The following is a 26,921-nucleotide window of genomic DNA, read 5'->3' as shown; positions in this document are numbered from 1 at the left end:
ACCGGCACCTGCATCACCTGCGGCCACCCCCTCAAAACCCGCAGAACCAGAACGAGAACCTAACGAAGCACTACTAGGACCTGTCCGGCCGATCAAGTCGCAGGGAAGCGACGGTGCGACATCAGTGCCGGTGAGCGGGGTGTGGTGCGTGCAGCTGCAAGGCGTAGGAGGGCGTCGACGCGATGGGGGTGCCCCCGCTCGAGCGAAGTCGGGAGTGGGGGAGTCGGCAACCGACGACAACGCGGCAGATGCGCGCACCACACCCCGCGTCTGCGGCATGATCGGCCGGACAGGTCCTGGTTGAGGGCGGCAGGCCGACGACTGCCCGATGCCGCGATTCGGAAGGGCGGCACCGGGCAGCCGGTGGTCTGCCGGTGTCCCGTGAGGGACTTGCCGGCCGAGGGGACGCTCCCCGATCAGGCCTCGGCCGCGGGGAGCGTCACTTCGAAGCGGCAGCCGCCGGGGACGTTGCGCACGGCGGCCCGGCCGCGGTGGGCCTCCACGATGCCCCGGACGATGGCGAGGCCCAGACCGGCACCGGCGGGTGGGGTACGGGCGTGCGTGCCGCGCCAGCCGGTGTCGAAGACCCGCGGCAGATCCTCCTCGGGGATGCCGCCGCAGCCGTCGGTGACGGACAGGACCACCCCGTCCAGGGAGCGCTCGGCGGCGACCGCGACCGTACCGTCGGACGGGGTCCGGCGGATCGCGTTGACCAGGAGATTGCCCAGCACTCGGCTCATCTCCTTGCCGTCCACCTCGACCGGTACCGGCTCGATGCGGTCGCCGACCAGCACCACCCCGTACTCACGGGCGAGGGCGTCCGCTCCCGCGAGGGCGTCGCCGACCAGGTCGTACACGGAGATACGGGAAGGGGAGAGGGCGAGCGCCCCGGCGTGGATGCGGGAGAGCTCGAAGAGGTCCCCCACCATGTCGTTGAGGCGTTCGACCTCGGTGCGCATCTGGCGGAGGTAGCGCTGCGGGTCGGCGGCGACGCCGTCCTCCAGGGCCTCGGACATGGCGCGCAGCCCGGCGAGGGGCGTGCGCAGGTCGTGCGAGATCCAGGCGACGAGTTCCCGTCTCGATGTCTCCAGGGCCCGCTCGCGATCGCGGGACTCGGCCAGCTTGGCACTGGTGGCGGCCAACTCCCTGCTGAGCGCCGAGAGTTCGGCGGTGGCCGGGCCGTCGGGAGCCGCGAAATGACCGCCGTCACCGAAGGAACGGGCGGCGGCGGTGAGCGCCCGGCTGCGGGCGACGACCCAACGGCCCAGCAGCAGTGCGGTGGCCAGGGAGACGACCGCCGCCATCGCGACGACCGTGGTGACGACGCTCAGGTCGTGCGAGGACAGGAACATCGCCTGCGCCACGGCCAGTGTGCCCGCGAGCATGGCGGTCACGGCCACGGCGGAGACCACGGCGAGGGACGCGGTCAGCGAGCGTCGCCGGATCAGCCACAGTGCTCCCGCCCCGAGCAGCCCGGCCGTGACGGCGCCGAGGAAGGCGAAGAGGGCGATGAGGAGGGTGTCGCGCATGCTCAGACCGCCTCCTCGCGGAGCGCGGCGTCGACGCGGTGGCTCATGGCCCACACCGTCTGGATCAGCCGGTCCGGGGCCGTGCCCTCGTCCACCTCGCCCCGCAGCCCGCGCCCATGGGCGGTGGCGGTGGACAGCTCGTCGAGGTCCCAGGCCCCGGCCTCGCGCATCGGCTCGTCCCGGCTGTGGGCGCGACCGTGGTTGCGCAGCAGGGAGGCGGAGGGGGCGAACCGGCGGAGGGTGAGTCCGGGTTCGGTGCCGTTCTCGGTGGCGCGGCGGGCGGCCGGGGCGGCGGCGAGGCCCGGCGCGTGCACGGGCCGAGCCGCGACGGCGGGCCGGCTCCGGCGCGGCACTGATGCGACCCGCAGCGCCGGTTCACGGGAACCGATGGGCTTCGTCACGTGGTCGGCGGCGCCCCCCTCCCGGCCCAGGATCCGGTCACCCTCGTCGCCGCGAACGGTGAGCGTGACGACCGGCACGGGGCGGCGGGCGCGTATGCCGCGGCACACCCCCAGGCCGTCCGTGCCGGGCAGCATCAGGTCCAGCACGTCCAGGTCCGGCCGGTGCGCGGCGGCCCAGGTGAGCGCGGACCGCCCGTCCTCGGCCCGGTCCACCTCGGATCCGGCGCGGTCGAGACGGCCGGGGACGACCTCGGCGACGGCGGGATCGGGGAGGTCGTCCTCCGCGACGAGAACGCGGCCCGCGCCCATGGGCCCGCGCGGAGCGGGTCCGGGGCCTGGAAATGCGTACGACTGCTGCATGCCCCCACCCTCCCACCGGCCTCACTCCCGTACGGAGCGCGGGCCCTGATGTCCTCGTTTCGTAAGAACACTCGGACCACAGACCGCACGATGTGCCTGAAATATGACAAAGAGGGATAATTTACCCATCGCGGCGACGCGTGACCGGCGTCCCCCCACTGAACAGGCAGGTCGGCCCATGCCGAAGAAAACACCCTCGTCCGAGCCCTCCCACGGAAAGGGCCCGAGCCGTCATCAGGGCACCGGGCAGCACGGCTGGTCGCCCGATGTGGATGAGACCCGGCAGCAGGACAACCCGAGCGCGCGCCGCTCCTTCGACGCCGGGCAAGCCGGTGCCAAGGGGACGGGCCGGAGGAAGTCCAAGGAGGAGACGAAGTCCGTTCCCGGTGACACGGTCGAAAGCGACAGTGCACGCGGCGAGGAGTACGGCGGCGGCGAGAACGAGAAGGGCATGCGGGACACCGGACGCAAGGGCCGCTCCAAGCGCCCCAGCGGCACGCGGGACGCTTCCGCGTTCACCGGCGTGGACCCGCAGGACCCGCCGTCCGAGCGCCGACCGGGTTAGAGCCTGCCCCGAGCACCGGCCGGTCAGGGCCTGATCCGCGGATCAGGCCCCCGGCCTTCGCGTCAGCAGAGCGTCAGCAGATCCGCGGCAGCTGCTCCCCGATCGGCAGATCGACCACCCGCGTGCCCCCCAGCCCGGTCCGGGCCACCACCATGCCGGGATGTGCCGCGACGGCCTCGCCGATGATCACGGAGTCCGCGCCCAGCGGATGGGCCCGCATCGCCGCGAGGACGGCGTCGGCGTGCTCGCGTGGGACGAAGGCCACCAGCTTGCCCTCGTTGGCGACGTACATGGGGTCCAGGCCCAGAATGGCGCAGGCGTTGGCCACGGCCGACGGCACCGGGACGTCACGCTCCCGGATGACCACCCCGGTGCCGGAGGCCGCCGCGATCTCGTTGAGCGCGGCGGCCAGGCCGCCCCGGGTGGGATCGCGCAGCACGTGCAGGTCCGGGGTGACGGCGAGCATGGCCTCGACCAGACCGCCGAGCGCCGCACAGTCGCTGTCGATCTCCACCCCGAATTCCAGGCCCTCGCGGACGCTCATGATCGCCACGCCGTGCACGCCGATGGCGCCGCTGACGATCACGACGTCGCCGGGGACGACCCGCTGGGGACGCAGGTCGACGCCCTCCGGGATGAGGCCGATGCCGGCCGTGTTGATGAAGATTCCGTCGCCGTGGCCGGCCTCGACCACCTTGGTGTCGCCGGTCGCCACCTCGACGCCGGCGGTGCGGGCCGCCGCGCCAAGCGCCTCGGCCACCCGGGAGACGACGTCCAGTTCGACGCCCTCTTCCAGGATGAACCCGCAGGAGAGGTAGGCGGCTCGGGCCCCGCTCATGGCCAGATCGTTGACGGTGCCGTTGACGGCGAGGTCGCCGATGCTGCCGCCGGGGAAGAACAGCGGCCGCACCACGAAGGAGTCGGTGGAGAAGGCGAGCCGGGCGCCGCCCAGCGAGAGAGCGGCGGCATCACCCAGCTGGGCGAGCGCCGCTCCCCCGTAGGCGGGCGCGAAGATCTCCTGGACCAGTTCGGCGGAGAGTGCCCCGCCGCCGCCGTGGCCCATGACGACCCGGGGGCGGTCGCGCAGCGGGGCCGGGCACGTCCAGGCCGCGGGGTCCACTGCCGTCGCCGCGAGGTCGGTGGCGTCAGACAACGGGGCTCGCCTCCCGGTCCGTGGTGGTCGTGGTGGGGGTCAGGTCCAGGCGCCGGTAGAGGTAGTAGGCGGCGCAGGCGCCCTCGCTGGAGACCATGGTGGCGCCCAGGGGGGTGCGGGGCGTGCAGAGGGTTCCGAAGGCCTCGCACTCGTGCGGCTTGAGCAGTCCCTGCAGCACCTCTCCGCTGCGGCACTCGGCCGGTTCCCTGGTCTGGATGCCCTCGACGGAGAAGCGGTACTCGGCGTCGTGGTCGCGGTACTTCTCCGCCAGCCGCCAGCCGCTGTCGGGGATCACTCCGATGCCTCGCCACGCCCGGTCGGTGACCTCGAAGACGTCCTCCAGCATGGCGCGGGCGGCCGGGTTGCCCTCCGGACGGACGGCGCGGGCGTAGGCGTTGTCGACGGTGTGCTCGCCGCGTTCCAGCTGGCGCACGGTCCGGCGGATGCCTTCGAGGATGTCCAGTGGCTCGAATCCGGTCACGACGATCGGCACGCGGAAGCGTTCGGCCAGTTCCGGGTACTCCCCCACGCCCATCACGCTGCACACGTGCCCGGCCGCCAGGAAGCCCTGCACCCGGCACTTCGGCGCCGACATGATCGCCTCGATGGCGGGCGGCACGCGGACGTGGGACACCAGCAGGCTGAAGTTCGGGATGCCCAGGCGGCGCGCCTGATGGACCGTCATGGCGTTGGGGGGTGCCGTCGTCTCGAAGCCGATGCCGAAGAACACCACTTCGCGGTCCGGGTTCTGCTGCGCGATCCGCAGGGCGTCCAGCGGCGAGTAGACGACGCGTACGTCGCCGCCCTCACTGCGGACCTGGAACAGGTCCCGGCCGGTGCCCGGCACCCGGAGCATGTCACCGAAGGAGCAGAAGATCACGTCCGGGCGGGAGGCGATCTCCAGGGCCTTGTCGATGACTTCCAGCGGGGTCACGCACACGGGGCAGCCCGGCCCGTGGATCAGTTCGACCTCCTTGGGCAGGAGCTGGTCGATGCCGTGGCGGATGATGCTGTGCGTCTGTCCTCCGCAGACCTCCATCAGGGCCCAGGGCCGGGTGACCGTGGAGTGGATGTCGTCGAGGAGCCGGCGCGCCAGTCCGGGGTCCTGGAACTCGTCGATGTACTTCACTTCCGCACCCCCTCGACGGTGTCCTCACCCGTGTGCCCGGTGACCGGTCCCGCTTCCGCGGCCAGTTCCCAGGGATCGCCGAACTCCTCCTGCAACAGGCCCATTTCGGCGAAGAGTTCGAGCGTCTGCTTCGCCGACTCCTCGTCCAGGCGCTGCAGGGCGAATCCGACATGGACGATGGCGTACTCGCCGACCCGGAGATCGGGCAGGTACTCCAGGCACACCTCCTTGACCACTCCGCCGAAGTCGACGGTCGCCATGCGGGTGCCGTCCCGTTCCTCGATGTCGAGCACTCTGCCCGGTACCGCCAGGCACATGGGCCTCTCCTTGCTGTGGGTGGTGCGTGGGTCAGTGGGCGGTGGTGGCGCGGGCGGCCACCATGAGCTGGCCGAGCGCCAGTCCGCCGTCGCCCGGCGGGACCAGGTGGTGCCGCAGGACCGTGAAGCCGTCCTCGCGCAGGGCGTCGGCGCAGGACGAGGAGAGCAGGGTGTTGGCGAACACGCCTCCGGTCAGGGCGACGGTGTCCAGCCCGTGCTGCTCTCTCGCCCGTACGCACATCCGGTGCACCAGGGCGGTCACGGCCCGGTGGAAGCGGGCCGCGACCACGGCCGGCTCCGCACCCGCCCGCAGATCAGTGACGATCGCCGCGAGGACGGGTGCCGGGTCGGCCCGCACGGCGCCGTCCCCGTCCGGCTCCGAGGTGCGCAGGGCGAAGGCGTACGTGGTGGTGTCCTCGGCGGGCGCGTTCAGTGCGGCGCCTTCCAGCTCGACGGCTGCCTGGGCCTCGTATCCGGCGCGGTGGCACACGCCGGCGAGGGAGGACACGGCGTCGAAGAGCCGGCCCATGCTGGAGGTGGGGACGCAGTTCAGGTTGCGCTGCAACTGCCGCTCCAGCACGTTGAGTTCGTCGCGCGGGCAGACGGCGACACAGGCCAGGTCGTCCGACCAGCCGATGCCGGCCGTGCGCAGGTGGGCCAGCGCCATCCGGTACGGCCTGCGCACCGCCGCGTCCCCACCGGGGAGCGGGACGTAGGCGAGATGCCCGAACCGGGTGAAGCCGTCGTAGTCGGCGAGCAGGATCTCCCCGCCCCATACGGCGCCGTCGTCGCCGTGGCCCGTGCCGTCGAAGGCGACGCCGATCACCGGCCGGGTGCCGTCCAGTTGGTGTTCGGCCATCGTGGCGGCGATGTGGGCGTGATGGTGCTGGACGCGCACGACGGGCCGGCCGGCGGCGTTCCTCTCGGCCCACCGGGCGGAGCGGTAGCCGGGATGCCGGTCGGTGACCAGGGTCTCGGGGCGCACGCCGGTGATGGACTCCAGTTGCGCCGCGGCACGCTCGAAGGTTCGCTGCGTGGCCAGGTCGTCCATGTCGCCGATGTGCGCGGACAGCCAGGCGCGCCGCCCCTCGCCGAGGCAGAGCGCGTTCTTGAGGTCGCCGCCGGCCGCGAGGGCCGGCCGCACGGGCAGTGGAAGGGCGACCGGCAGCGGGGCGTAGCCGCGAGCCCGCCGGACGAGCAGTGGCCTGCCGTCGCTGACGCGGACCACGGAGTCGTCGCACGGCACATGGATCGGCCGGTCGTGCGTGAGCCAGGCGTCGGCCAGGGGCGCCAGCCGCTCCAGGGCCTCCTCGTCGTCGGTGACGATCGGTTCACCGGCCAGGTTGCCGCTGGTCATCACCAGCAGCCGGGGGCCCTCGACGTCGCCCGGCAGGCCGAGGAGCAGATGGTGCAGCGGCGTGTACGGCAGCATCACACCGAGGTCGGGGCTGCCGGGCGCGACGGCCTCGGCCGGCCGCACGGCCTGTGCCTCGTACGACGGGTTCGTACGACGGCGCAGGAGCACGATGGGCCTGGTGCCGCTCTCCAGCATGGCGCGCTCCTCGGCACTCGGCCGGACGAGGTGCCCGACCTCGTCCACGCTCCTGGCCATGAGGGCGAACGGCTTGTTTCCCCGGCTCTTGCGGCGTCGCAGCAGGCTGACGGCTTCGGCGTCGGTGGCGTCGCAGGCGAGGTGGTAGCCGCCCAGGCCCTTCACGGCGAGGATCGCGCCCCGGGCGAGCAGCGCGCGGGCTTCGGCCACCGGGTCCGCCCCGCCGACGTGTTCCGGCCGTCCGCCGAGCGGCGGCCGGGGCACGAGCAGGCGCAGCCGCGGACCGCAGGCGGGGCAGGCGACCGGCTGGGCGTGGAAACGGCGGTCGCCCGGATCGGCGTACTCACGGGCGCAGTCGGAGCACATCGGGAAGCCGGCCATGGTGGTGTTCGCCCGGTCGTAGGGAACACCGGTGACGATCGTGAAGCGCGGTCCGCAGTGGGTGCAGTTGACGAAGGGGTGGCGGTGTCGCCGGTCGGCCGGATCGGCCAGTTCGCGGAGGCAGTCGGCGCAGGTGGCCGTGTCCGGGGAGACCAGGGTGCGGGCCGGTCCGTCGGTACGGGAGGCGAGGATGGTGAACGCGCCGCCACCGGTGACCGGGAGCTCCTTGTGGTGGACGGACTCCACACGGGCCAGCGGGGGCGCGTGGAGGGCGATCCGCTCGCAGAACCGGGCCACGGCCGAGGCGGTTCCCTCGACCTCGGCGACGACGCCCTCCGGAGTGTTGGTCACGTGTCCGGCCAGGGCGAGTTCGGTGGCGAGGCCGTACACGTACGGCCGGAAGCCCACGCCCTGCACCACTCCCCGAACGACGACCCGACGGCGCAGCGGCAGGTCGTCCGCGACGACGGTCGGGGGCCGCGGACCGCTCACGAGCGGGTCTGGGCCATGGAGCCGGTGCCGTCCGGGACGGCGTGCCCATGGCCGTGGTGGTGTGCGGGCTCCCCGGCTCGCGAGGTGTCCGGCCTGCGGGCCATGACGGGGGTGTGGACGGGCGCCCCGTCCGCCGCCGCCAGCGCCCTGTCGAGCAGCGCGCCGATCGCCTCGCCCCGGCGTGCCGAGGTCAGGAGCACCTCGACGCCCGGGTTGACCTGCTCCACGTTCGCGCGGAACGCGCCCTCGTCGAACGCGACGGCCTCGGCGATGTCGGTCTTGGTGACCACGACCAGGTGGGCGAGGCCGAAGGCGGTGGGGTACTTCAGTGGCTTGTCCTCGCCCTCGGTCACGGAGGCGAGGACGACTCTCAGTGTCTCCCCCAGGTCGTAGGAGGCCGGGCAGACCAGGTTGCCGACGTTCTCCACGAACAGCAGCCGGGTGTCATCGGGCAGCCAGCCCTCGAGGTGGCCGCCGAGCATCCCCGCCTCCAGGTGGCAGAGGCCGTCGGTGAGGACCTGCTTGACCGGCACGCCCGAACGCGCCAGCCGTGTCGCGTCGTTCTCGGTGGCGAGGTCGGCGGTCAGCGCCGCGACCGGAACGGACCGCTCGCGGGCCAGCAGCAGTTCGCGTTCCAGCAGCGCGGTCTTCCCGCTGCCGGGGCTGGACAGCAGGTTGACGACGGCGGTGCCGCGAGCCGCGAGGCGGGCGCGCAGGGTGTGCGCGGTCGCGTCGTTCTTGGCGAGTACGGCCTGCTGCAGGTCGACCACACGGCACATGGTTCAGCGCTCCTCGGAGATGGGTTCGCGGGTCTGCGCGTGCGTCCGGCCGTCCTCCCAGTGCACGCCGGCGATCTGGAGTTCCCGGCCCGAGAGCAGGTCGGTGTTCACCCCGCCGCACTCGGGACAGGTCAGCCGGGGCGGCATGCCCACGGCCCACTCGTGCGCACAGGACGCGCAGCGGGCCCGCCCCGGCACCGCTTCGGTGACGAGCTCGGCGCCCTCCAGCACGGTTCCGGCGCAGGCCAGTTCGAAGCAGAAGGAAAGGGAGTCGGGCACGACACCGGCCAGTTCACCGACCTGAAGCCGCACCGACAGCACCGCCGTGACGTCACCGGCCTGGGCCGCGGCCTTCTCCACCTGGTCGATCACGGCGAGCGCGACGGACATCTCGTGCATAGGTCTGTGTCCTCCCAGCCGTCATTAGAGGCGAGCTGCCCGGGTTCGACGGCCCGGCACGCCGTCGCCGTCGGCCGGGTACGCCTTTCGACGCAACGTCAGGGAGCGCTCGTCGTGAACCCGGTTCACATGCGTCGGATCCGCAGGTAGCGCCTGATGTCGGGAAGTACCTGTGCGACAAGTGCGGCCGCGGCGGCGAGGGCCGCCCCACCGACGATGGTCTTCTTCATCCCGTCTCTCCTCACTTCGAAGCCTCCGTGGTCGTAGCGCGCGCCACGGACGGCTCGCCGTCCCGCAGCATTTCTTCGATCAGCCGTACGGCCTCGGGTACGGCCTCGGTCACCGGCGGGCTGAGACCGATGCCCTCCTCGACCGTGGCCGGTTCGCATCCGACGATCAGGGTGCGTCGCGGTGGTTCGCCGCCGGTCCCGGCGCAGAGCGTGCCCAGCAACGCCAGGACGGTGTCGGGGGTCATCCGGTGGCCGTCGATCGCGGGGGCGCCCTCGGGCTCGCCCGCGCCAGGGCCGTCGTACTCGATCACGTACAGCGTGCCGGGTGCTTCACCGCGTGCCGTGGCGTCCACGAGGACGAGGGTGTCGTAGCCGTCCAGGAGTTGGTAGGCGAGGTGCACCCCGCGCACGCCGATGTCCACGACCTCGACGTGGGCGGGCAGTTGGCGCTCGGTGAGCCTGCGCGCGGTCTCCACGCCGAATCCGTCGTCACCGAGGAAGATGTTGCCGATGCCTGCGACGAGGGTCTTCGGGCCCGCCGGTAGGGGATGGTTCACGCGTCCTCCAGCGGTGTGACCTCGTCGGGCTGGAAGTACAGGAACCGGCCCTGCTCGCGGCGGATGTCGGCGCCCGGGTCGCCCTCGACCGTCACGGCCAGGTGGACGCCGCCGTCCACGTCGTGCAGCACCGCCTCGACCGTCGCGCTGCGCCCTTGCAGGAACAGGTCCTGTGCGTCGGTGCGTCGCAGGCCCGGTCGCAGCAGCACGCGGCTGCCCGCGCCCAGCGACCGGCCGTCCACGACGACCCGGTCCTGTGCCGGGTCGAAGCCGGCGTCGCTCGCCGGGTCCCACCAGGGGGTGTCCGGGCGCGGCACTCCGTACTCGTCCGGGAACCCGTCCGCGGCGGCGGGGGCCAGGGCGGCGCCGGTCACCTCCCGCAGGCTCCGTACCGCGCCGTGCAGGCGTTCCAGAACCTCGGGCGGCATCGAGTCCGCGAGGTCGATCACGGCGGCCGCCCGGTCGTCGGTGCCCCGGGCCTCGCGTTTCTCCTCGTCGGTGAGGGCCGCGGTCCGCAGTGCGAGGATCTCGTCGATCTCGGTGGCGTCGTAGAGCGCGCCGGGGCTTTCCGGTGCGATGGCCGGGTGGTCCTCCAGGATGATCGGCGAGGACAGCACGAGGTCGGCGCGGCCGGGTTCACCGGCGAGCACGGGCCAGGTGTGCAGGTTGCGGCAGGCGGCGGTCGCTCCCTTGGCCCACTCGGGGGGATCGGTCATCGACAGGAACGATCCGGTGCTGAGGGCCATCAGGAGGTGCGCGGCGACCAGGGAGTGCGGCAGCGCCGCGTCCCGGTCGGCGCTGCGGCCCTCCGGGGGTGTCCAGGGAGTGGTGTTCTCGACGATGGCGGTCAGCCGCAACGCCCGGTAGGGCCCGTCGAGTTCGGTGGCGGACAGACGGACGGCGCCGCTGATCTCCTCGCACCGCCGGACCAGTCTGCCCACGGTCCGGCCGGCCGCGTCCACCACCGGCTCGGTGTCCTCGCGGGCGGGTCGCTCGAAGGGAAACGTGATGCCGTCCCCCAGCAGTTCGTCCACCGTCGCGACCACCTCGACGCGTTCCTCGGCCCCCTCGTCCCAGGGCACCAACACGCGGTCGTCCAGGTGGAGTTCGGGAACGGTGTCGTAGCCGCCGTCCGGGCGGGCCTGCTGCACGGTCCGCCGCCGGGCGTGCAGGAAGCGCAACTCGGCCGACAGGGTCGCGCCGGCCTTCGGTTCCAGCAGGCACTCGGTGTGCTGGAAGTCGTGCTCCTCGCACTCGGCGCCCCAGGCGGGCGGCACGAGCACCCCGAACTGCCAGCGCAGCCGGTTCTTTGCCGCCGATGCCCGGTACGGGTAGAGCACGTAGCCCTCGAAGAGCACGGCGTCGGCCACCTGCCGGGCGAGGGCGAACCGCTCCTCGGTCTCGGGGGCGAACGCGGTCACGGTCACGGATCCGTCCTTCCGGTGGTGCCGGTGAGCGCGAGAAACGGGTCCGTCCCGGGCGGGTCCGCGGCGCCGCTCTCGTCGAGCAGGGCCCGTACGGTCGCCTCCCAGGAGGGCAGTGCGTGCCGGGAGCGGTAGGCGAGCAGGGCGTCCATGGTGTCGCGGGGCAGCCGGATCCAGCCGCAGCCGGGGAAGTGTTGCTCGACCATTTCCCGCCATGCGGTGACCGGCATCCGGAAGGCCGCCTCGCGGTCCCACGGCACCGGCTCGACCTGGAAACCGCCCGCGCCGGTGAACGCCGTACCCGAGAAGAGCATCAGCAGCGGAACCTCACCGTCGGTGAGCGCGGCCAGGTAGCGGCTGGCGGCGATGTCCATGTCGTAGGTGCAGGGCACGACGAGGTCGGTGTCGATCTCTCCGGTGAAGCTGGGGACCATCACCGAGACCTGGGCGAACTGCACCGGCTGGAGGGTGCTGCCCCAGCGCGAGCGCTCGCCGAAGAGATCGGCCAGGGCGTCGGCCTCGGCGGTTTCGTAGCCACGACGGGCGGGTTCGATACGGATCTGACAGCGCAGCGCGAGCGCGTGCACGCGGGCGTTGTCGGCCGCGGTGACGCGCAGCCGGAAGACGAGGGTCGGTCCGGCGGCGTACCGGTCGGCGCGGACGCCGGTGCAGGCGAACGAGAACCGGGTCACGACCGGCCCACCTCGCCCACGGGCCGGGCGCGCCGCGCGACGTCCGCGAAGAACGCGTCGAGGGCTGCCCGTGCTTCGGCCCCGCCGTCGAAGCCCTGCCACAACAGGCGCATGCGGCCGACCAGTTCGTAGCAGATGTCGATGGGTACGAGGTAGCAGTCGCACCGGCCGTCGGTGCGGCGCAGCAGGAGTGCCTCCACGTCGGGTTCGAGGAGATCGGCGAGCGGGCTGCCGCCCAGGACCTCCGTCCACGTGGACGGTTCGAGTTCGCTCTCGGTGGCTCCGGCCGGGCTGGGGTAGAGGGCGACCAGCCGGTCCAGCGCAGCGTTGCGGAAGAAGAAGGCGACGCCGACCGGGATCTGCAACGACTCCCACGCGCGGTCGTCGAGGCGGTGGCCGGGGTCGGTGAGGTAGCGGGCCGGGACCGCGCGGAAGCGGCCCGCCGCGGCGCCCGGCTGTTCCATCAGCAGGGCGCAGGAGACGCAGGCGCAGGCGAGGGCGCGCTTCTCGGTGTCGACGAGGTGGCGGTGGTTCTCCTCGGGCACCGCCACCGCGCACAGCTCGCACCGCTCCGGCCGCGGCGGGCGCTCGGTCAGGAACCTGCGCAGGCCGGATGTCCGCGGGCCTGGACCGGGTGGCCGCACGGGCGCCTGGGACGCGCTCATCGGGTCTTCGCCGGCGCCGGGCCGGTGCCGATCTGGAGCAGGGCGGGCTGAGCGGGTGCGTCCTGTACGTCGACGGCCCTGACCTCGGGTGCGAAGCAGGCGAGCGCGTCCTCGGCGGCCTGCCGGGCGCTGTCGCCGCTGCCGCAGCCACAGCCGCCGCCCGCCCGCGTCCGCAGCCTCAGGGTGCCGCTCTCCTCGTCGAACGCCACCAGTTCCAGGGCGTGGTCCGGGACGCTGTCGAGGGCACGGGCGATCCGGGTGTCCCGGTCCTCGGGGTGCAGGTCGTGCAGCACGAGGAGGCTCGCGACGAGTGCGTCGTCGAGCAGCTTCGCGAGAGGCTCGCCGGAAGCGGGCAGCAGCTGGAGGATGCGGGCGAGGCCGGAGCCGTAGAAGTCCATGAGGGACCGCACGAGTTCCTCCGCGGCCGCGGCTGCCGAAGGATTGCCGGCGCCCGCCAGACGGTCCAGCACCTCCTCGACACGGCGTCCGGTCTGCTCCGCGTTCACGGGGCGCGTCCCCGTCACGGCGCTCATCCGCCCAGTCCGCTCAGGCCGGTCGGCACGTGCATCTTCTGCACGGTCTTGCCGCCGCCGACGTACATGTGGACGCCGCACGGCAGACAGGGGTCGAAGCTGCGGACCGCGCGCATGATGTCGATGCCCTTGAAGTTCTCCGGGGAGTTCTCCTCGAAGATCGGCGTGTTCTGCACGGCGTCCTCGTAGGGTCCGGGCGTGCCGAAGGTGTCCCTGGTGCTGGCGTTCCAGGGAGTGGGCGGGTACGGGTGGTAGTTGGCGATCTTGCCGTCGCGGATCACCATGTGGTGGGAGAGGACACCCCGCACCGCCTCGGTGAATCCGACGCCGATGCCCTCGTCCGGCACCTCGAACTTCTCCCAGGTCTGGGTGCGTCCGGCCCGGACCTCCTCCAGCCCCTTCTCCGCGAAGTGCAGGGCGACGGCGGCGGTGTAGGCCTGGAAGTAGGTGCGGGCGCGGTTGCGCTCCAGCGCGTTGGACCACTTCGGGATCTTCCACTCGAAGCTGGTCTCCGGCTTGGTCATCGTCCGGGGCAGGTTGATGACCACGCTGTGGCCGGTGGCCTTCACGTACCCGGTGTCGACGAGCCCGGACAGGGCGGTGGACCACAGCCGGGCGATGGGACCGCCGCCGGTGTCCAGGGCGAGGTGGTCCTTGCCGTCGAACCAGCGGGGCGACATGACCCAGCTGTACTTGTCGTCGAAGTTCCGCTTCTGCGGGGCGGGGATGGTGTGCTGGTTCCACGGGTGGCGCGGGTCGACCGGGTTCCCGAGGGGGTCGTGGGTGACGAACTGTTCCTGGCCCTGCCAGTCCTCGTAGTAGGAACTGCCCAGCAGGATGCGGATACCGAGGTTGATCTCGGTGAGGTCGTTGGTGACGAGCTTGCCGTCCACGATGATGCCGGGCGTGACGAACATGCGCCGACCCCAGTCGGTCATGTTCGCGTACGTGAAGTCGCAGTACTCGGGGTCGTTGAGTGCTCCCCAGCAGCCGAGCAGGACGCGGCGCCGGCCGACCTCCTCGTACCCGGGCAGGGCCTCGTAGAAGAAGTCGAACAGGTCGTCGTGCAGGGGCACGACCCGCTTCATGAACTCGACGTACCGCATCAGGCGGCTGAGGTAGTCCGTGAAGAGCTGCACGGAGGCGATGGTTCCGACGCCGCCCGGGTAGAGCGTGGAGGGGTGCACATGGCGGCCCTCCATGAGGCAGAACATCTCCCGGGTGTAGCGGCTGACCTGGAGGGCTTCGCGATAGAACTCGCCCTCGATCGGGTTCAGCGACCGCATGATGTCGGCGATGGTGCGGTAGCCGTGCTCCCCGGCGTGCGGTGCCTCGGTGCGCTCGGCCAGTTCGAGGACACCGGGGTTGGTCTCCTTGACCATTTTCTCGCAGTAGTCGACCCCTACCAGGTTCTCCTGGAAGATGTTGTGGTCGAACATGTACTCCGCGGACTCGCCGAGGTTGATGATCCACTCTGCGAGGTGCGGGGGTTTCACGCCGTACGCCATGTTCTGGGCGTACACCGAGCAGGTGGCGTGGTTGTCCCCGCAGATCCCGCAGATGCGACTGGTGATGAAGTGGGCGTCGCGGGGGTCCTTGCCGCGCATGAAGACGCTGTAGCCGCGGAAGACCGACGAGGTGCTGTAGCACTCCGCGACCCGCTTCTGCTTGAAGTCGATCTTGGTGTGGATGCCCAGGCTGCCCACGATCCGTGTGATCGGGTCCCAGGCCATCTCCACCAGGCCGCTGCCGTCGCCGGCCGCCGTCGTCGTCGATGCCATCGTTTGTGCCGTGCCCTTCGTTGCGCGGGGGTTCGTGTGGGGGTGCACGAAGCAGGGGCGGATTACTTGCGTCGGATCCTCACCACGGCGGCCGGTATCCGGTGGTGATCTCGTCTCCGGTACGGCGCCACTTGGGCTCCTTGTCCACGGTCTTGGCCGTGATCGACCGCAGCCTGCGGATCACGGCGCCGTAGGCTCCGCTGGTGCCGCTCGACACCTTGGCGCCGGGGGGCTCGTCCATGAACGGCATGAACTTGTCGGGGAACCCGGGCATGGTGCAGGCGATGCAGATACCGCCGACGTTGGGGCAGCCGCCGATGCCGTTCATCCAGCCGCGTTTGGGCACGTTGCACTTGACGACGGGGCCCCAGCAGCCGAGCTTGACCAGGCACTTCGGCGAGTCGTACGTCAAAGCGAACTGGCCCTGCTCGTAGTACCCCGCACGGTCGCAGCCCTCGTGCACGGTGGCCCCGAAGAGCCAGGTCGGACGCAGCTTGTCGTCCAGCGGGATCATCGGGGCGGCGCCGGCCGCCTGGTAGAGCAGGTACGTGAGCGTCTCGGAGAAGTTGTCCGGCTGGATCGGGCAGCCGGGAACGCACACGATCGGGATGCCCGCGTGCGACTTCCAGTCCCAGCCGAGGTAGTCCGGCACCCCCATCGCGCCGGTCGGGTTGCCCGCCATGGCGTGGATGCCGCCGTAGGTGGCGCAGGTGCCGATGGCGACGACGGCCAGGGCCTTGGGCGCGAGCCGGTCGATCCACTCGCTGGTCGTGATCGGCTGGCCGGTCTCCGGGTTGTCCCCGAAGCCGCACCAGTAGCCCTCCGGCTTGATCGACTCGTTGGGGATGGAGCCCTCGACGACCAGCACGAACGGGTCGATCTCGCCGCGCTCGCCCTTGAAGAACCACTCGATGAACGTGTCCGAGCCGCCGACCGGACCGCACTCGAAGTCGATGAGCGGCCAGTGGACGGCGATCTTCGGCAGACCCGGCAGTACGCCGAGCACGATTTCCTCGATGCTCGGCTGCATGGCCGCGGTCAACGCGACCGAGTCGCCGTCACAGCTCAGCCCGGCGTTGATCCAGAGAATGTGGATCGTGGGTGTCTCGTCGGCGGGCGCGCCTGTGGCGTCCGCAGCGCCGACCGTGTCCGGCGTCGCCTCAGTCATGGGACCGCCTCCTGGGGAGGTATGGGATGAAGGCCGGCATTTCGGCCGACATCCTTCTTGGTACCAGCGGCTCGGCTGTGATGAGACCTGATCCAGGGCCATTCCGGTGACGCGAGCGTCCGACGCGGCCGGACCCGTTTACGCGACCGGAGCCGGGTTCAGGTGCGGCGGAGTGCACCGTGGCCGCTCCTTGCGGACGAACGCGCGACGCAGAGCGTGGAACGGAGCGTCCGGGTCGTCGAAGGTACGGCGCATCCGGGCCAGCTCCCGCTCCCGGAAGACCGCCAACGGGGTCACGCTCTCCTGCCGGTCCAGCTCGGTCTTCTTCGCGGTGATCCGTGACGCGGTGGCCGGCAGTGCCGCCAGGCGGGCGGCCAGGACGCCGACCTGCGGGGCGAACTCCTGCGGGCCGCAGTCGACCACCCGGTCGACGAGACCGAGGGACAGGGCGCCCGCCGAGCTCACCGGCAGCGCCTCGCTCATGAGCCGCTCGGCGGTCGCGGTCCCCACCCTGCGCGGCAGGGTGTACGTCCAGAACTCGGATCCGTACAGGCCCATCAGACGGTAGTGCGGGTTCAGTACGGCTCCCGAACGGCACCACACCTCGTCCGCCGCCAGGGCGAGCATCACCCCGCCCGCCGCGGCGTTGCCGCCGAGCGCCGAGACCACCAGCCGGTCCGTCGTCGTCAGGACCGCCTCGACCAGATCGTCGATGGCGTTGATGTTCGCCCAGGACTCGGCGCCGGGGTCGTCCGCGGCCTCGATGACATTGAGGTGGATCCCGTTGGAGAAGACGTCGCGTTCGCCGCCCAGCACCAGCACCGACGTGGGTCGCGCGCACGCTTCCCGGTAGGCGTCCAGCAGACGTCGGCACTGCGCGGTGCTCATGGCGCCGCCGGGGAAGGAAAACGACAGGAAGCCCGCGTTCCCCTCCTCCCGGTAGCGGATGTCCGTCCAGGTGCGGTGTCCCGCGTCGGGCAGCAGGGGCAGGTCGTGCCCGGGCAGCGGCGGCAGCCGGTCACCCAGGGCCTGGACGGCGGGCAGTTTGAACGTGGGCGGCTGCCCGTGCGTCCGCCGGGGCCGCAGCTCGGGGATCCAAACGGCGCCGTCCTTCGTGGCCCGGCAGATCGCCCCGGCCCGGGTGGCCAGGAGCTCTCCCGGCCGGCCGCGCAGCGCACCCTCGGGGTGGCCGCCGTGCAGGTACCACTCACCGCCCAGCAGCACATCCAGCACGCCGGGCTGCGAGTCCGCCGCCCGGAGCTTGCGGACGACGGTCCGCGTGGAGTCCGCGGCCCAGTCGATCCGCCGGACGCTCTGGTCGAGGTACGGACGGACGCGCGGGTGGGCTCCCGCCCGGGGTCCCGCGCCCTGCTTGAGCGGAACGTGGCGTCCGCCCGCGAAGCGCTCGACGGCGAGCAGGACGGCCGCGAGGGCGGCGTCGGCGACCTCCCCCCGGTACAGGTCGCTCTTGGACACCGGAGGAACCCGGCACGGTACGCAAGCCCAGACATCGCCGGCGTCCATCTCCCCGTCGGCCTGCAGGACGGTGACGCCCCAGTCGCCGGCGCCCTCGTGGATCGCCCAGTCCAGGGATGACGGCCCGCGGTCACCCAGAGGCCCCGGATGGACGATGAGGCACGTGTGCGCTGCCCACACCTCTTCGGGGATCGCCGTCTTCAGCATCGGCGCCACGATGAGCTCCGGGGCGTGCCGGCGTACGGCGTCCGGCAACGGGCTGCCCGGCAGGGCGAGCTCCACCGCGACGGTGTGACCGCGGTCGCGCAGTTCGGCGTGGACGCGCTGGGTGAGGCTGTTGAACGCGCTGGCTACGAGCAGGATGTGCACAGCTGCCTCCGGGCGGACGAACGGCAGACAGGGATGACCCGCCGGCTTCGATCCTCAAGTACGTCGGCCCGTCGACCCCGTCAACAGACGGGGACGTCATCCGAAAGCAGGTGTCGATCCGCCGTCCGGCCTCATCACGGACAAGGCTGTCGGATGCTCACCGCGGCCACAGGCCGCCGGCAGCACGCCCCCACCCTGAGCGGGTGACGCCGAAATGCGTCTCGTGGGACCAGATGTGGGTGCACGAAGGGCACTGCAGGTGGAGCAGGCTGCCGGTGTTGGAGAGGAGATACCGCCAGTGCTCGGAGCAGGTACGCCGCTGCTCGCAGGTGGCGCACCCGCGATGGTCGTCACAGCTCGGGCAGGCCACCCAGGCGCGGCGCCCGACGTCGGCCTGCGGGTCAAGCGGCAGCATGGCCGCCCCCTCTGCGCGGCAGCACACCGGCGGAGACCAGGTCGTCGTACACGCGCTGCTGCTCCACGCTGAGGCCGGAGTACAGCAGCGCGTACGCCTCCTCCTCGCCCCGCAGTGCCGTGACGGGGTCCCAGTCGGGGCCGAGAGCGGCCAGCACATGGGCCCGCCGGAGCATTTCGTGTGCACTCAGGTCGACGTGCAGGTCGAACGGTGCGGAGGCGTCCGAACGGTCCGCCGCGGGCCTGCTCGCCGCGGCGGGTTCGTCCGGTTCGCCGGGAAGGGCGGGGCCAGGGGTGGGCATGCGACCGAACGTAGGTAAGCCGTCCTCGCTCGGGCAAGAGCAGGTGGGAGAAGTCACAACAGGGCCGCGACCACGGCGGCACCCGCCGCCGCCCTGCCGCTCAGGGCCTCCGCGTCATCCGGACGCCCCGCACGCCGGCCGGGGCCTGGCAGCTCAAGAGCATCTGCGAGGCCACACACGGCTCGCCGCGAACACCTCCGTCACACCGGCGAACGCCCGCCTGGCCCGCCTGGCCCGAGAGGCCCGAGAGGCCCGACCGGAGACCGGCCGGGCCTGCTTCGTCGGGCGGTATTGCCGCCGCCTGGGAGGTGGTACAGATGCCCTCCCCTGAGACCTACGAGACGGCCAGGCGCCGGAACCGGCTGTTGTGGAACACCAGGGGCTCTCGCTCGGGTTCGGCCTTCAGACCGTGGATTTCGAGGAGCACGATCGTGTGGTCACCCCCGGGGAGTTCGGCGTGCAGTGAACAGTTCAGCCAGAGACTCGCGCCGTGGATGTAGACCCCGCCCTCGTCGTCGGCATCCCAGTCGACGCTCGCGAACCGGTCGCCGGCCTTTCCGGCCAGTGACCGGCAGATCGCGTCCTGCCCCTCGGCCAGCACGCTGACACCCACCCGGTCTCGCCGACGCAGCCTGGGCCAGGTCGTCGAGGTGTCCTGCACGCACACCGATATCAGCGCGGGCGACAGGGATACCGGGGTGAACGTGCTCGCCGCCATGCCCACCGGGTTGCCGGAGTCGAGCGCGCACACGGCTGTCACCCCGGACGGAAAGCAGCCGAAAGCCTGACGCAGGAGAGCGGGATTGGCCGGTGTGGCGCTGAGAGGGCTCACCGGAGACCGCCCGTCAGGTGGCGGGGGGTGAAGTGCGGCCGCTCTGGAACGGGACGCGCACCGGTTCGCGGATCGGAGGTGAATGGCGTATTCATCGCTTTCTCCAAAATGGTGAGGTGATTTCTGGCGCGGGCGCAAAATCGTGGAGAGCGGCACTTCGGGGGCACCGCCCGCGGCGGGTTTCAGTTCTTCCCCGACAACACCGCGCCCAGCTGCCGTATCGCGCCGTTGTTGCCGACCACGTGCTGGGAAACACAGCGGACATCGCGCCAGCGGCGCTGAAGTGAGCTGGTGTTGTAGAGGCCCGCGCTGCCGGAGAGAGTCATGATTTCGTTGAGGATCCGGATGCCGTCGTGATGGATGTGCTGCGTGCCGCCGGTGTACGTGAACCACTCGGCCGGGGTGGGCGCCTGTCCGGCGAGGGCACGGTCCATGACGAGGCGTCCGGTGTGTTCCGACAGGGCGGTCAGTGCGGCGGTGCGCACGTACAGTTCCGCGAACTTCTCCTGGAACACCGGGTCCTCGCCGAGCAGCGCCCTGGGGTTGAACGCCGGCCGCTTGGTGGCGGCGAGTGCGGAGAGATCGGCGAGCGCACCCTCCAGGGCGCCGAGTACGACGGCGTCGTGCGAGGCCCCCGTCGGGGAGTACGGCAGGTCGTAGAGGGGAGCGGGGATGTTGTTGTCGCCGAACATCGGCCCCGTGCGGTGTTCCGGAACGAAGACGTCGTCCATGGTGAAGTCGGTGCTCTGCGTGGCCCGCAGGCCGACCGCGTCCCACGTGTCGAGGAAGGTGACCTGCTCGGGCCGGAACAGCGCGACCCGCATGTCCGGGCGGCCGTCCGGCAGCGGAGGCGCCCCCTCGACGAGGAATCCTCCGAGCATCCAGTCCGGGGTGAACGGGCCGCTCGCGAGCGGCCAGCGACCACTGAGCCGGTAGCCGCCCTTCACCGGCGTCGCCAGCCCCTTCGGAGCCACGGCGCCACGGAGCATCAGGTCGGCACCGCCCGCGAACACCTCGTTCTCCAACGTCGTGCGCGGCAGTGACCGGACGAAGAACCAGGCCATCGAAGCGGCCTGAACCGTCCAGCCCGTCGAGCCGTCGGCTCGTGCGATCTCCCGCACCACCCGGGCGGCCTCCAGCAGCCCCAGCTGCTCTCCGCCCCACACCGTGGGCAGGGCCATCCGGAACACGCCCGCCTGGCGCAGGGCGGCGACGAGATCCGCCGGGACAGCCCGTGCGTTCTCACCTTCGGCAGAACGTGCCGCGATCTCGGGAAGAAGTGCGCCGACTCGACCGAGCACACTGTCGCCGGTTCGCCGCTCCTGGGATCGAGCGGGGTCAAGAAGCGTGGCCATGAAAGGGCTCCTAGCTGAATGTGCGGGGGCTGGTCGTCGACCAAGTCTTTTTCAGAAGGTGACTGCGGCTTAGGATGACATCCGCGTTACGGCCAGGAAAACCAGAACTTTCCTATAAGGCTTATCAGGGATCCCATGACAGCAGGAGCGAAATGGCGGCCAATTTTTCCCTACGCCAATTGGAATACCTCGTCGCGGTGGCGGACACGGGCTCCATGAGCGCGGCGGCGATGCGGTGCCATGCCTCCCAGGCGGGCATCTCCACGGCGATCGCCGACCTGGAGCGCCGCCTCGGTGTCCAGTTGCTGGTACGACGCCGGGCGAAGGGGGCCTTCCTCACGGAGGCCGGCAGCCGGGTCCTGGACCGTGCCCGAGCCATGCTGGCGCAGGCCGACGAACTCAGGGCGAGCGCACAGGCGGAGGAAGGCCGGCTGGCCGGCCGCCTGACGATCGGCTGCTACGCGGCCCTGACACCGTTTCTCATCCCACCCCTGGTGGACGGGTTCAGGCAGGTACACCCGGCGGTCGACCTCGAACTGATCGAGGGTCAGCTGGACGAGATGCGACAGGCCCTGCTCCAGGGCGCCTGCGACCTGGCCCTGTTGTACGCGTTCGGCGACCAGCCCGGTCTGTCCCGCACGACGCTGCGCTCCAGCCGTCCGTATGTCATCTTGTCCGCCGGTCATCCGATGGCGGAGCGCGAGTCCGTCTCACTCGCCGAACTGGCTGACGAACCACTGATCATCTACTCCGAGCCTCCGGCCCAGCAGAACGCCGACCACTGGTTCTCCCTCGCGGGAGCACAGCCGACCATCCGGTACCGGACCTCGAGCATCGAGGCGGTCCGCAGCATGGTCGCCCGCGGCCTCGGCTTCGCCACGTTGATCCAGTCCTGGCCGACCGACACCAGTGTCGAGGGACTTCCCCTGGCGTCCGTGCCCCTGAGCGACCCGCTGGACGAAGTCGAGCTCGTGATCGCCCACGCGGCACACGTCACCCCCACCCACCGGGCGCGGGCCTTCCTCCAGTACGCAAAGGACATGCTCACCGGTCCGGAGACCCCGCGGACAACCGGCTGACGCGCGTGGGGCGGCGCGCGTCGGCAGCCGGCCGTCGGGCGTTCGGCCTCCCGATGACATGCACGCACCCCCGATCGAGGGGTGGTGAACCGACCGCCGCGTCAGCCGTCGCGTTCTGCGCCGACAAGGACGAAGGCCATCGTGACCGGCTGGTCGCTGCGGTTGCGCCAGGCGTGGCGGGTGCCGTTCTGGATCACGATGTCCCCTGCCGAGAGGTGGGTGCACCGGCCGTCGTCGAGTTCGAGGACGATCTCGCCCTGCAGCACGATGCCGTAGTCCACGGTCGGCGTCGTGTGCATGCCGTCGGGCTCGAAGAGCTCCACGAGGCCGGGCGAGTCGGCCAGGGATTCCTGGGCGTAGGCGACGGGGTCGAACGCCGGGTCGGCCATCGCGCTGTCCGGCGGGAAGGTCAGGACGATGAACCGGGTGCCGCCGGGCGCCGGGAGGTGGCTGGTGACCTTCGGAGTGGGGTCCTCCCCGGTCCGGCCGACCGGTTCGCCGGGTTCGGTGGCCCACGGCAGGCGGGACACCCAGCCCGGCAGGCTGGTGAACTCCCGGCTGCGCGGGATGGGACCGTCGCTGACGACGACCGACCTGCCGTTCTCGTCATGGCCGGTGACGACTCTGCGCATGTGTCTCTCCTCAATCATGTCAGTCGGATGCGGGGGATCCACCGGGCCGGGGCCGCCGGACCCGTCGCATCGATCGCATCGGTCGGGTCAGTCCGGTCGGCCGCTGCCGGGCCCCGTCGAGGACCCGAGCTCGGTCGCCCAGGCGTCCAGGACGTCCGCCACCGTGGGGGCGGGCGCCCTGAGCAGGGCTGATGCCACCGTGCGTACGAACAGCCGGTGCCGGTCGTCCGTGAGGTACTCCACCGGGGACTTGCCGTCGACACGCGCGAGCAGCAGCGCCGGCAGCAGCGACGCGGCCCGCGTCTCCAGGGCCGGCCGAGGCTCCCAGTCGACGCACCGGACGTACTCCTCCACCAGCACTCGGGCGGACCGCAGGAGATCGGCGCGGCGCTCGGGCACCACCAGGCTCTTGAGGAGCAGATGGTTCGCGCAGAAGGCGAGGTCGAAGGCCGGGTCGCCGTACCAGGCGCATTCGGCGTCCAGCAGCACGGGGCCGGACGGTCCGACGAGGATGTTCTTGGGGCTGACGTCACCGTGCACGAGGGCCAGGTGCGTGGTGGCCGTACGGTCGGCGAGGCCCTGGAGGATGTCGCTCAGACCGGGGTGCGCGGCAGCGGTGGCCAGCAGGTACGGCTCGATACGCAGCGCGTGGAAGTTGTCGTCGGTCGCGAACTCCGCGGCGAGGGCGGCGTCGCCGGCGCTCGCCGCGTGCAGGGTGCCGAGCAGCTCGCCGACGGCCGCCGCGGTCGCCGGCCGCACCTCGCCGTCCAGCAGTTGCGCCTTCCACACGGGGTAGTGCTCGGGTGGCAGGAACGCCATCGCGAAGAGGCCGGCTTCGGGGTCGTGGGCCAGCAGTTCGGGCACGCTGTCCGGGCGGTGCCCGGACGCGAACCGCATCCACGCCCATTCGTAGGCGTTGCGCGAGACCGGTGCCTGCCAGTCGGCGGCGACCTTCAGCTTGGCGAGGGCGCGTTTGACGCAGAGGGAACGTCCTGGCAGGTCCACTCGCCACAGGTCGGACGAGACACCGCCGGCCAGCGGAGTCCAGCGGGCGGCTTCGCCGGGTCCTGCGAGCGCGTGGGCGGTCAGGAAGCCGGCCAGCGCGGTGTCGGGCACGGGGCCGGGGTCCAGCTGTGCCGAGGTCGGGCTCATCACCGGTCACCGGACCCGGTGGCCGGACCGAGGGGGCGGTTGCAGGCGTGGGCCGGTGCCTCGCCCGCGAGGATCCGTACGACCTCCTCGGCGGCGCGGCGGCGCAGTTCCGTGACCGAGGCGTCGGAGGAGAACGCGATGTGCGGGGTGAGCAGCGCTCCCCGCTGGTCGAGCAGCTCCGCGGGGACGTGCGGTTCACTCTCCAGGACGTCGAAGGCGGCTCCGTCCAGGTGTCCGCTCTCCAGCGCCTTGACGACCGCGTCGGTGTCCACCAGGCCGCCCCGGCTGACGTTGACCAGCAGACCGCCCGGTGACATCAGCTCCAGCTGCTCGGCGCCGATGACGTGGTGCGTGTCCGGCGTGAGCGGCACATGGAGGATCACCACGTCGCTGCGGCGCAACAGCTCCTCCAGGCCCACCATCTCCACTCCGGGGGCGTCCTTCGGCGGATGCGGGTCGTGGGCAAGGATCCGGCAGCCGAACGCGCCGAGCTTGCGCACGGTGGCACGTCCGATGCGTCCGTATCCGACGACGCCGCAGGTCAGCGTCGACAGTCGGCGCAGCCGGGCGCCGGCGGGATCCCAGCGGCCCGCGCGGACCTCCCGGTCGGACACGGCCAGGCCCCGCGTCCAGGCCAGCACCATGCCGACGGCGTGGTCGGAGACTTCCTCGACGCAGTAGTCCGGCACGTTGGTGACCCACACACCGCACTCGGTGGCGGCGTCCACGGCGATGTTGTCGAGTCCGACCCCGAGCCTGGCCACGATCCGCAGATCCGGCGACGTGCCGATCGCGGTGGCGGAGACGGGGGCCCAGCAGGTCAGAATTCCGGCAGGCCGGTGCTCGGCCACCAGGTCCTCGATCGCCTCGGCCGAGGCGGGATCGGCGGGGCCGGTCACCAGGATGTGGCCGGCCTCCTCGATGACCGATCGCTCGACGGAGTCGTCGGGCCAGGCGTAGTCGGTGAGCAGCACGGTGCCTGGGCGGCTCGGTGGGTTCATGGCAGGTCGTCCTCGCAGAATCGTGCGGCCGCTGCCAACCGGCCGGGTCTCACGCCCGGTCGCGTCGGATGAGCGGGTCTGATCGCCACCCGGAAGGGCGGCCGTCGGCATGTCCGGTGTGCCGTCGGCCGCCAGGGCGGGGGGAGGGGGTCGCTGGGCTCGGGTCGGAGGCGCCGGCGCTCGCCGACTTGTGGTCGGTGCGGGCGCCGCGGGATGCCCCTGGAACGGATCACGAGATGTCGGGGCACGTCGAATCACTTTGTCACAGCCACGTGGTGCTAACGATAGCATTCCGCGTCTTCCCCACGTCAAGAGTGCGCCGCGTACCCGGTCGCCGGCATCCCTGCGCCGGGGCTCGCTCCGCTCCGAGGAGCCCCGCCATCACGGGAAATCGAGAAACGCCGAAGAAATCCGGCGTTCACACCTTGACGCGCGAGAGACTTCGCCCTCATGGTTTCTGCCAGCGCCGACCGTGTGACCGATAAGTGTCCGCACGGGGTCCGGCTGTCGAAGACGCCATAGCCACGGATGTCCCCGACGGGCGATATACGGCTGAATTCCGCATGCGGTGTCCGACCGCGCGGCAGCCCGCCGCCCTCATTCCGCCAGTCGTCGACACCATCGCCGTCGCCGACTCGAGTCCGTGTTCCGCTCACCGCTTCTCTTCATCGCCCGTACGGCCCCGTACCGGCGATGGATCCGCCGCGGCCTGCCGTGGCCCATTCCTCCTCAGGAGCCGCTATGACTCACGCAGCGCAAGTCGACACCAGTGCGGTGCCCGCAAGCGACACGCAGGAAAAGACCCCGGCCCCCCTGTCCCGCCCGATGATCGGGGTGGGCTTCCTGGTGGTGGTCCTCTCCTACATGGTCAACGCGATGGACCGCCAGGTCTTTCCTCCCCTGCTGCCCAACATCCGTGCGGAGTACGGGTTCTCCCTGGAGCAGGGCGGGCTGCTGGCGACGAACTTCACCCTCGGCATGGCCCTGGCCGGCCTGCCCGCGGGCTACCTCCTGGACCGCTTCCGCCGCAAGACGGTGCTGCTGGTCAGCATCGTGATCTACTCCCTGGGCACCATGGCCACGCCGCTGGCCACCGGTCTCGCCGACATGACCCTGTACCGGGTCGTCTCCGGCTTCGGGGAGGGCATGCAGTCCGCCGCCATCTTCGCGGCGATCGGCGCCTTCTTCGCCCACCGGCGGGGCCTCGCCTTCGGCTTCATCGGCATGGGCTACTCCATCGGCGTGTTCATCGCCCCGCTCATCGGCGTCCAGCTCATGAGCATGCACGGCACCTGGCACTCGCCGTTCTACCTGTTCGGCGCGGCCGGCCTGCTGATCGCCGCCGCCGCCGTCTTCCTCGTGAAATCCGGTCTCACCGAGCACTCCGTCGAGAAGGTCGTCTCGACCAAGACCTACGAGTACATGCCGGCCTCCGCCTACAACCGCAACACCATCGCCCTGGCCGTCCACGCGGTCCTCAGCGGTGTGGCGATCTACGGGTTCCTCGGTCTCTACCCGACGTTCCTCATCACCTCGCTGCACTACACCTCCGGACAGGCCGCCCTGGCCATGAGCTGCCTCGGTTTCGGCGGCATGACGGCCGTCTTCGGCGGCTGGCTCGGTGACCGCTTCAACCAGCGCAACCTGCTGATCCTGAGCATGGTGGCCGTCTCCGCCATCAGCGTGTGCATCTACGAGACGCAGGCCGGAATCGGCATGCAGTGCGTGTTCGCCTTCCTCATGGGCGCCTTCGGCCTGGGCTTCGTCTACCCCAACACCAACAGCGCGATACAGCGGGCCGTCCGCCCCGCGCAGATCGGACGCGCCTCCGGGCTCTTCGTCACCAGCTACTACGGGCCGGCGGCCTTCTCGGGCCTGCTCTTCGCCGCCCTGGTGGACTCCTTCGGCTGGGACCGGGCAGGGCTGCTGCAGGTCACGGTGCTGCCACTGGCGGGCGCTCTGGCACTGACCTTCGTCCGCCCCTCGAAGTTCAACAACGCGGTCCGCTAGCGAGTCGGTCCACCGGACATCTGCCGCCGTGGGGGGGGGGGGGGGGGGGGGGGGGGGGGGGGGGGGGGGGGGAGGGAGGGAGGGGGGGGGAGGGGGGGGGGGGGGGGGGGGTGGGTGTGGTGATTACCGCCATGAACGAGGCGGAGAATCTACCCTACGTCTTCAAGACCCTTCAGGATTGGATCCACGAAG

At 71.3% G+C, this 26,921-nt stretch carries 27 protein-coding genes; 3 read left to right on the top strand and 24 right to left on the bottom strand.

The features are described 5' to 3' along the window. Nucleotides 1–416: 416 nt before the first annotated feature. The gene (locus ACZ5XS_RS43290; protein WP_217242563.1) at nt 417–1,529 is read right to left on the bottom strand and encodes a sensor histidine kinase; all 1,113 of its coding nucleotides are present in this window, start codon (nt 1,527–1,529) and stop codon (nt 417–419) included. A gap of 2 nt (nt 1,530–1,531) precedes the next feature. Beyond that, complete coding sequence (locus ACZ5XS_RS43285) at nt 1,532–2,290, bottom strand: response regulator transcription factor (protein WP_468660955.1); 759 nt, start codon at nt 2,288–2,290, stop codon at nt 1,532–1,534. A 178-nt stretch (nt 2,291–2,468) separates the two neighbouring features. On the opposite strand from ACZ5XS_RS43285, the gene ACZ5XS_RS43280 reads away from it, so the two are divergent. Further along, nucleotides 2,469–2,855, top strand: a complete 387-nt coding sequence (locus tag ACZ5XS_RS43280) for a hypothetical protein (RefSeq protein ID WP_468660953.1) — start codon at nt 2,469–2,471, stop codon at nt 2,853–2,855. A 73-nt stretch (nt 2,856–2,928) separates the two neighbouring features. Here the strand turns inward: ACZ5XS_RS43280 and hypE are convergent, their stop codons facing one another. The 19 genes from hypE to ACZ5XS_RS43185 all read right to left on the bottom strand — a co-directional run bounded on the left by hypE (nt 2,929) and on the right by ACZ5XS_RS43185 (nt 20,855). Next, on the bottom strand, nt 2,929–4,008 hold the full coding sequence (gene hypE, locus ACZ5XS_RS43275) for a hydrogenase expression/formation protein HypE (protein WP_468660951.1): 1,080 nt from the start codon (nt 4,006–4,008) through the stop codon (nt 2,929–2,931). Continuing rightward, on the bottom strand, nt 4,001–5,137 hold the full coding sequence (hypD, locus tag ACZ5XS_RS43270; RefSeq protein WP_468660949.1) for a hydrogenase formation protein HypD: 1,137 nt from the start codon (nt 5,135–5,137) through the stop codon (nt 4,001–4,003). Before hypD ends, hypE begins: the two co-directional genes overlap by 8 nt. Beyond that, nucleotides 5,134–5,454, bottom strand: coding sequence for a HypC/HybG/HupF family hydrogenase formation chaperone (locus ACZ5XS_RS43265; protein ID WP_468660947.1), 321 nt, complete (start codon nt 5,452–5,454; stop codon nt 5,134–5,136). Before ACZ5XS_RS43265 ends, hypD begins: the two co-directional genes overlap by 4 nt. A 31-nt stretch (nt 5,455–5,485) precedes the next feature. Beyond that, complete coding sequence (gene hypF / locus ACZ5XS_RS43260) at nt 5,486–7,879, bottom strand: carbamoyltransferase HypF (RefSeq protein WP_468660945.1); 2,394 nt, start codon at nt 7,877–7,879, stop codon at nt 5,486–5,488. After that, nucleotides 7,876–8,658, bottom strand: coding sequence for a hydrogenase nickel incorporation protein HypB (hypB, locus tag ACZ5XS_RS43255; protein WP_468660943.1), 783 nt, complete (start codon nt 8,656–8,658; stop codon nt 7,876–7,878). The genes hypF and hypB overlap by 4 nt, the downstream gene beginning before the upstream one ends. 3 nt (nt 8,659–8,661) lie before the next feature. Continuing rightward, nucleotides 8,662–9,057, bottom strand: coding sequence for a hydrogenase maturation nickel metallochaperone HypA (gene hypA, locus ACZ5XS_RS43250; RefSeq protein WP_468660941.1), 396 nt, complete (start codon nt 9,055–9,057; stop codon nt 8,662–8,664). 125 nt (nt 9,058–9,182) lie between these two features. Continuing rightward, nucleotides 9,183–9,287: a DUF6893 family small protein gene (locus ACZ5XS_RS43245; protein WP_374200275.1), complete on the bottom strand. Its 105-nt coding sequence runs from the start codon at nt 9,285–9,287 to the stop codon at nt 9,183–9,185. Nucleotides 9,288–9,298: 11 nt separating this feature from the next. Next, nucleotides 9,299–9,844, bottom strand: coding sequence for a hydrogenase maturation protease (locus tag ACZ5XS_RS43240; RefSeq protein ID WP_468660939.1), 546 nt, complete (start codon nt 9,842–9,844; stop codon nt 9,299–9,301). Continuing rightward, nucleotides 9,841–11,271, bottom strand: a complete 1,431-nt coding sequence (locus ACZ5XS_RS43235; protein WP_468660937.1) for a hypothetical protein — start codon at nt 11,269–11,271, stop codon at nt 9,841–9,843. The genes ACZ5XS_RS43240 and ACZ5XS_RS43235 overlap by 4 nt, the downstream gene beginning before the upstream one ends. Further along, a complete protein-coding gene (locus ACZ5XS_RS43230; RefSeq protein ID WP_468660935.1) occupies nt 11,268–11,960 on the bottom strand; it encodes a DUF6084 family protein in 693 nt (230 codons plus the stop codon). The genes ACZ5XS_RS43235 and ACZ5XS_RS43230 overlap by 4 nt, the downstream gene beginning before the upstream one ends. Then, complete coding sequence (locus tag ACZ5XS_RS43225; protein ID WP_468660933.1) at nt 11,957–12,625, bottom strand: DUF5947 family protein; 669 nt, start codon at nt 12,623–12,625, stop codon at nt 11,957–11,959. The genes ACZ5XS_RS43230 and ACZ5XS_RS43225 overlap by 4 nt, the downstream gene beginning before the upstream one ends. Next, a complete protein-coding gene (locus ACZ5XS_RS43220; RefSeq protein WP_468660931.1) occupies nt 12,622–13,158 on the bottom strand; it encodes a hypothetical protein in 537 nt (178 codons plus the stop codon). The genes ACZ5XS_RS43225 and ACZ5XS_RS43220 overlap by 4 nt, the downstream gene beginning before the upstream one ends. Next, nucleotides 13,155–14,939, bottom strand: coding sequence for a nickel-dependent hydrogenase large subunit (locus tag ACZ5XS_RS43215; protein ID WP_468660929.1), 1,785 nt, complete (start codon nt 14,937–14,939; stop codon nt 13,155–13,157). The genes ACZ5XS_RS43220 and ACZ5XS_RS43215 overlap by 4 nt, the downstream gene beginning before the upstream one ends. Nucleotides 14,940–15,018: 79 nt before the next feature. After that, nucleotides 15,019–16,107: an NADH-quinone oxidoreductase subunit B family protein gene (locus tag ACZ5XS_RS43210; protein ID WP_468660927.1), complete on the bottom strand. Its 1,089-nt coding sequence runs from the start codon at nt 16,105–16,107 to the stop codon at nt 15,019–15,021. Nucleotides 16,108–16,245: 138 nt separating this feature from the next. Further along, on the bottom strand, nt 16,246–17,952 hold the full coding sequence (locus ACZ5XS_RS43205; RefSeq protein WP_468660925.1) for a hydrogenase maturation protein: 1,707 nt from the start codon (nt 17,950–17,952) through the stop codon (nt 16,246–16,248). A gap of 157 nt (nt 17,953–18,109) precedes the next feature. Next, a complete protein-coding gene (locus ACZ5XS_RS43200) occupies nt 18,110–18,367 on the bottom strand; it encodes a hypothetical protein (protein ID WP_468660923.1) in 258 nt (85 codons plus the stop codon). Beyond that, nucleotides 18,354–18,668: a DUF6400 family protein gene (locus tag ACZ5XS_RS43195; RefSeq protein ID WP_468660921.1), complete on the bottom strand. Its 315-nt coding sequence runs from the start codon at nt 18,666–18,668 to the stop codon at nt 18,354–18,356. The genes ACZ5XS_RS43200 and ACZ5XS_RS43195 overlap by 14 nt, the downstream gene beginning before the upstream one ends. 334 nt (nt 18,669–19,002) lie before the next feature. Continuing rightward, a complete protein-coding gene (locus tag ACZ5XS_RS43190) occupies nt 19,003–19,500 on the bottom strand; it encodes a flavin reductase family protein (RefSeq protein ID WP_468660919.1) in 498 nt (165 codons plus the stop codon). A 182-nt stretch (nt 19,501–19,682) separates the two neighbouring features. Continuing rightward, nucleotides 19,683–20,855 carry an acyl-CoA dehydrogenase family protein gene (locus tag ACZ5XS_RS43185; RefSeq protein ID WP_468660917.1) on the bottom strand — a complete coding sequence of 391 codons (1,173 nt, stop codon included), beginning with the start codon at nt 20,853–20,855 and terminating at the stop codon, nt 19,683–19,685. A gap of 179 nt (nt 20,856–21,034) precedes the next feature. Here ACZ5XS_RS43185 and ACZ5XS_RS43180 point away from each other — a divergent pair, with 179 nt between their 5' ends. Next, nucleotides 21,035–21,934, top strand: a complete 900-nt coding sequence (locus ACZ5XS_RS43180) for a LysR family transcriptional regulator (RefSeq protein ID WP_468660915.1) — start codon at nt 21,035–21,037, stop codon at nt 21,932–21,934. Nucleotides 21,935–22,035: 101 nt separating this feature from the next. On the opposite strand, the gene ACZ5XS_RS43175 is transcribed toward ACZ5XS_RS43180, so the two are convergent. The 3 genes from ACZ5XS_RS43175 to ACZ5XS_RS43165 form a co-directional block, all read right to left on the bottom strand. Continuing rightward, nucleotides 22,036–22,566, bottom strand: a complete 531-nt coding sequence (locus ACZ5XS_RS43175) for a cupin domain-containing protein (protein ID WP_468660913.1) — start codon at nt 22,564–22,566, stop codon at nt 22,036–22,038. Between the two features lie 87 nt (nt 22,567–22,653). Next, the gene (locus ACZ5XS_RS43170; RefSeq protein ID WP_468660911.1) at nt 22,654–23,718 is read right to left on the bottom strand and encodes a phosphotransferase family protein; all 1,065 of its coding nucleotides are present in this window, start codon (nt 23,716–23,718) and stop codon (nt 22,654–22,656) included. After that, entirely contained in the window at nt 23,718–24,719 is a 1,002-nt protein-coding gene (locus ACZ5XS_RS43165; RefSeq protein ID WP_468660909.1) for a C-terminal binding protein, read from the bottom strand. Before ACZ5XS_RS43165 ends, ACZ5XS_RS43170 begins: the two co-directional genes overlap by 1 nt. Before the next feature lie 741 nt (nt 24,720–25,460). Between ACZ5XS_RS43165 and ACZ5XS_RS43160 the strand changes: the two genes are divergently transcribed. Further along, nucleotides 25,461–26,729, top strand: coding sequence for an MFS transporter (locus tag ACZ5XS_RS43160; RefSeq protein ID WP_468660907.1), 1,269 nt, complete (start codon nt 25,461–25,463; stop codon nt 26,727–26,729). The last annotated feature ends 192 nt before the right edge of the window (nt 26,730–26,921 follow it).

The sequence above is a fragment of the Streptomyces sp. NPDC033131 genome, assembly GCF_055578365.1.
The sequence above is the reverse complement of the archived record's forward strand: the minus strand, read 5'-3'. Positions and strand labels throughout refer to the sequence as shown.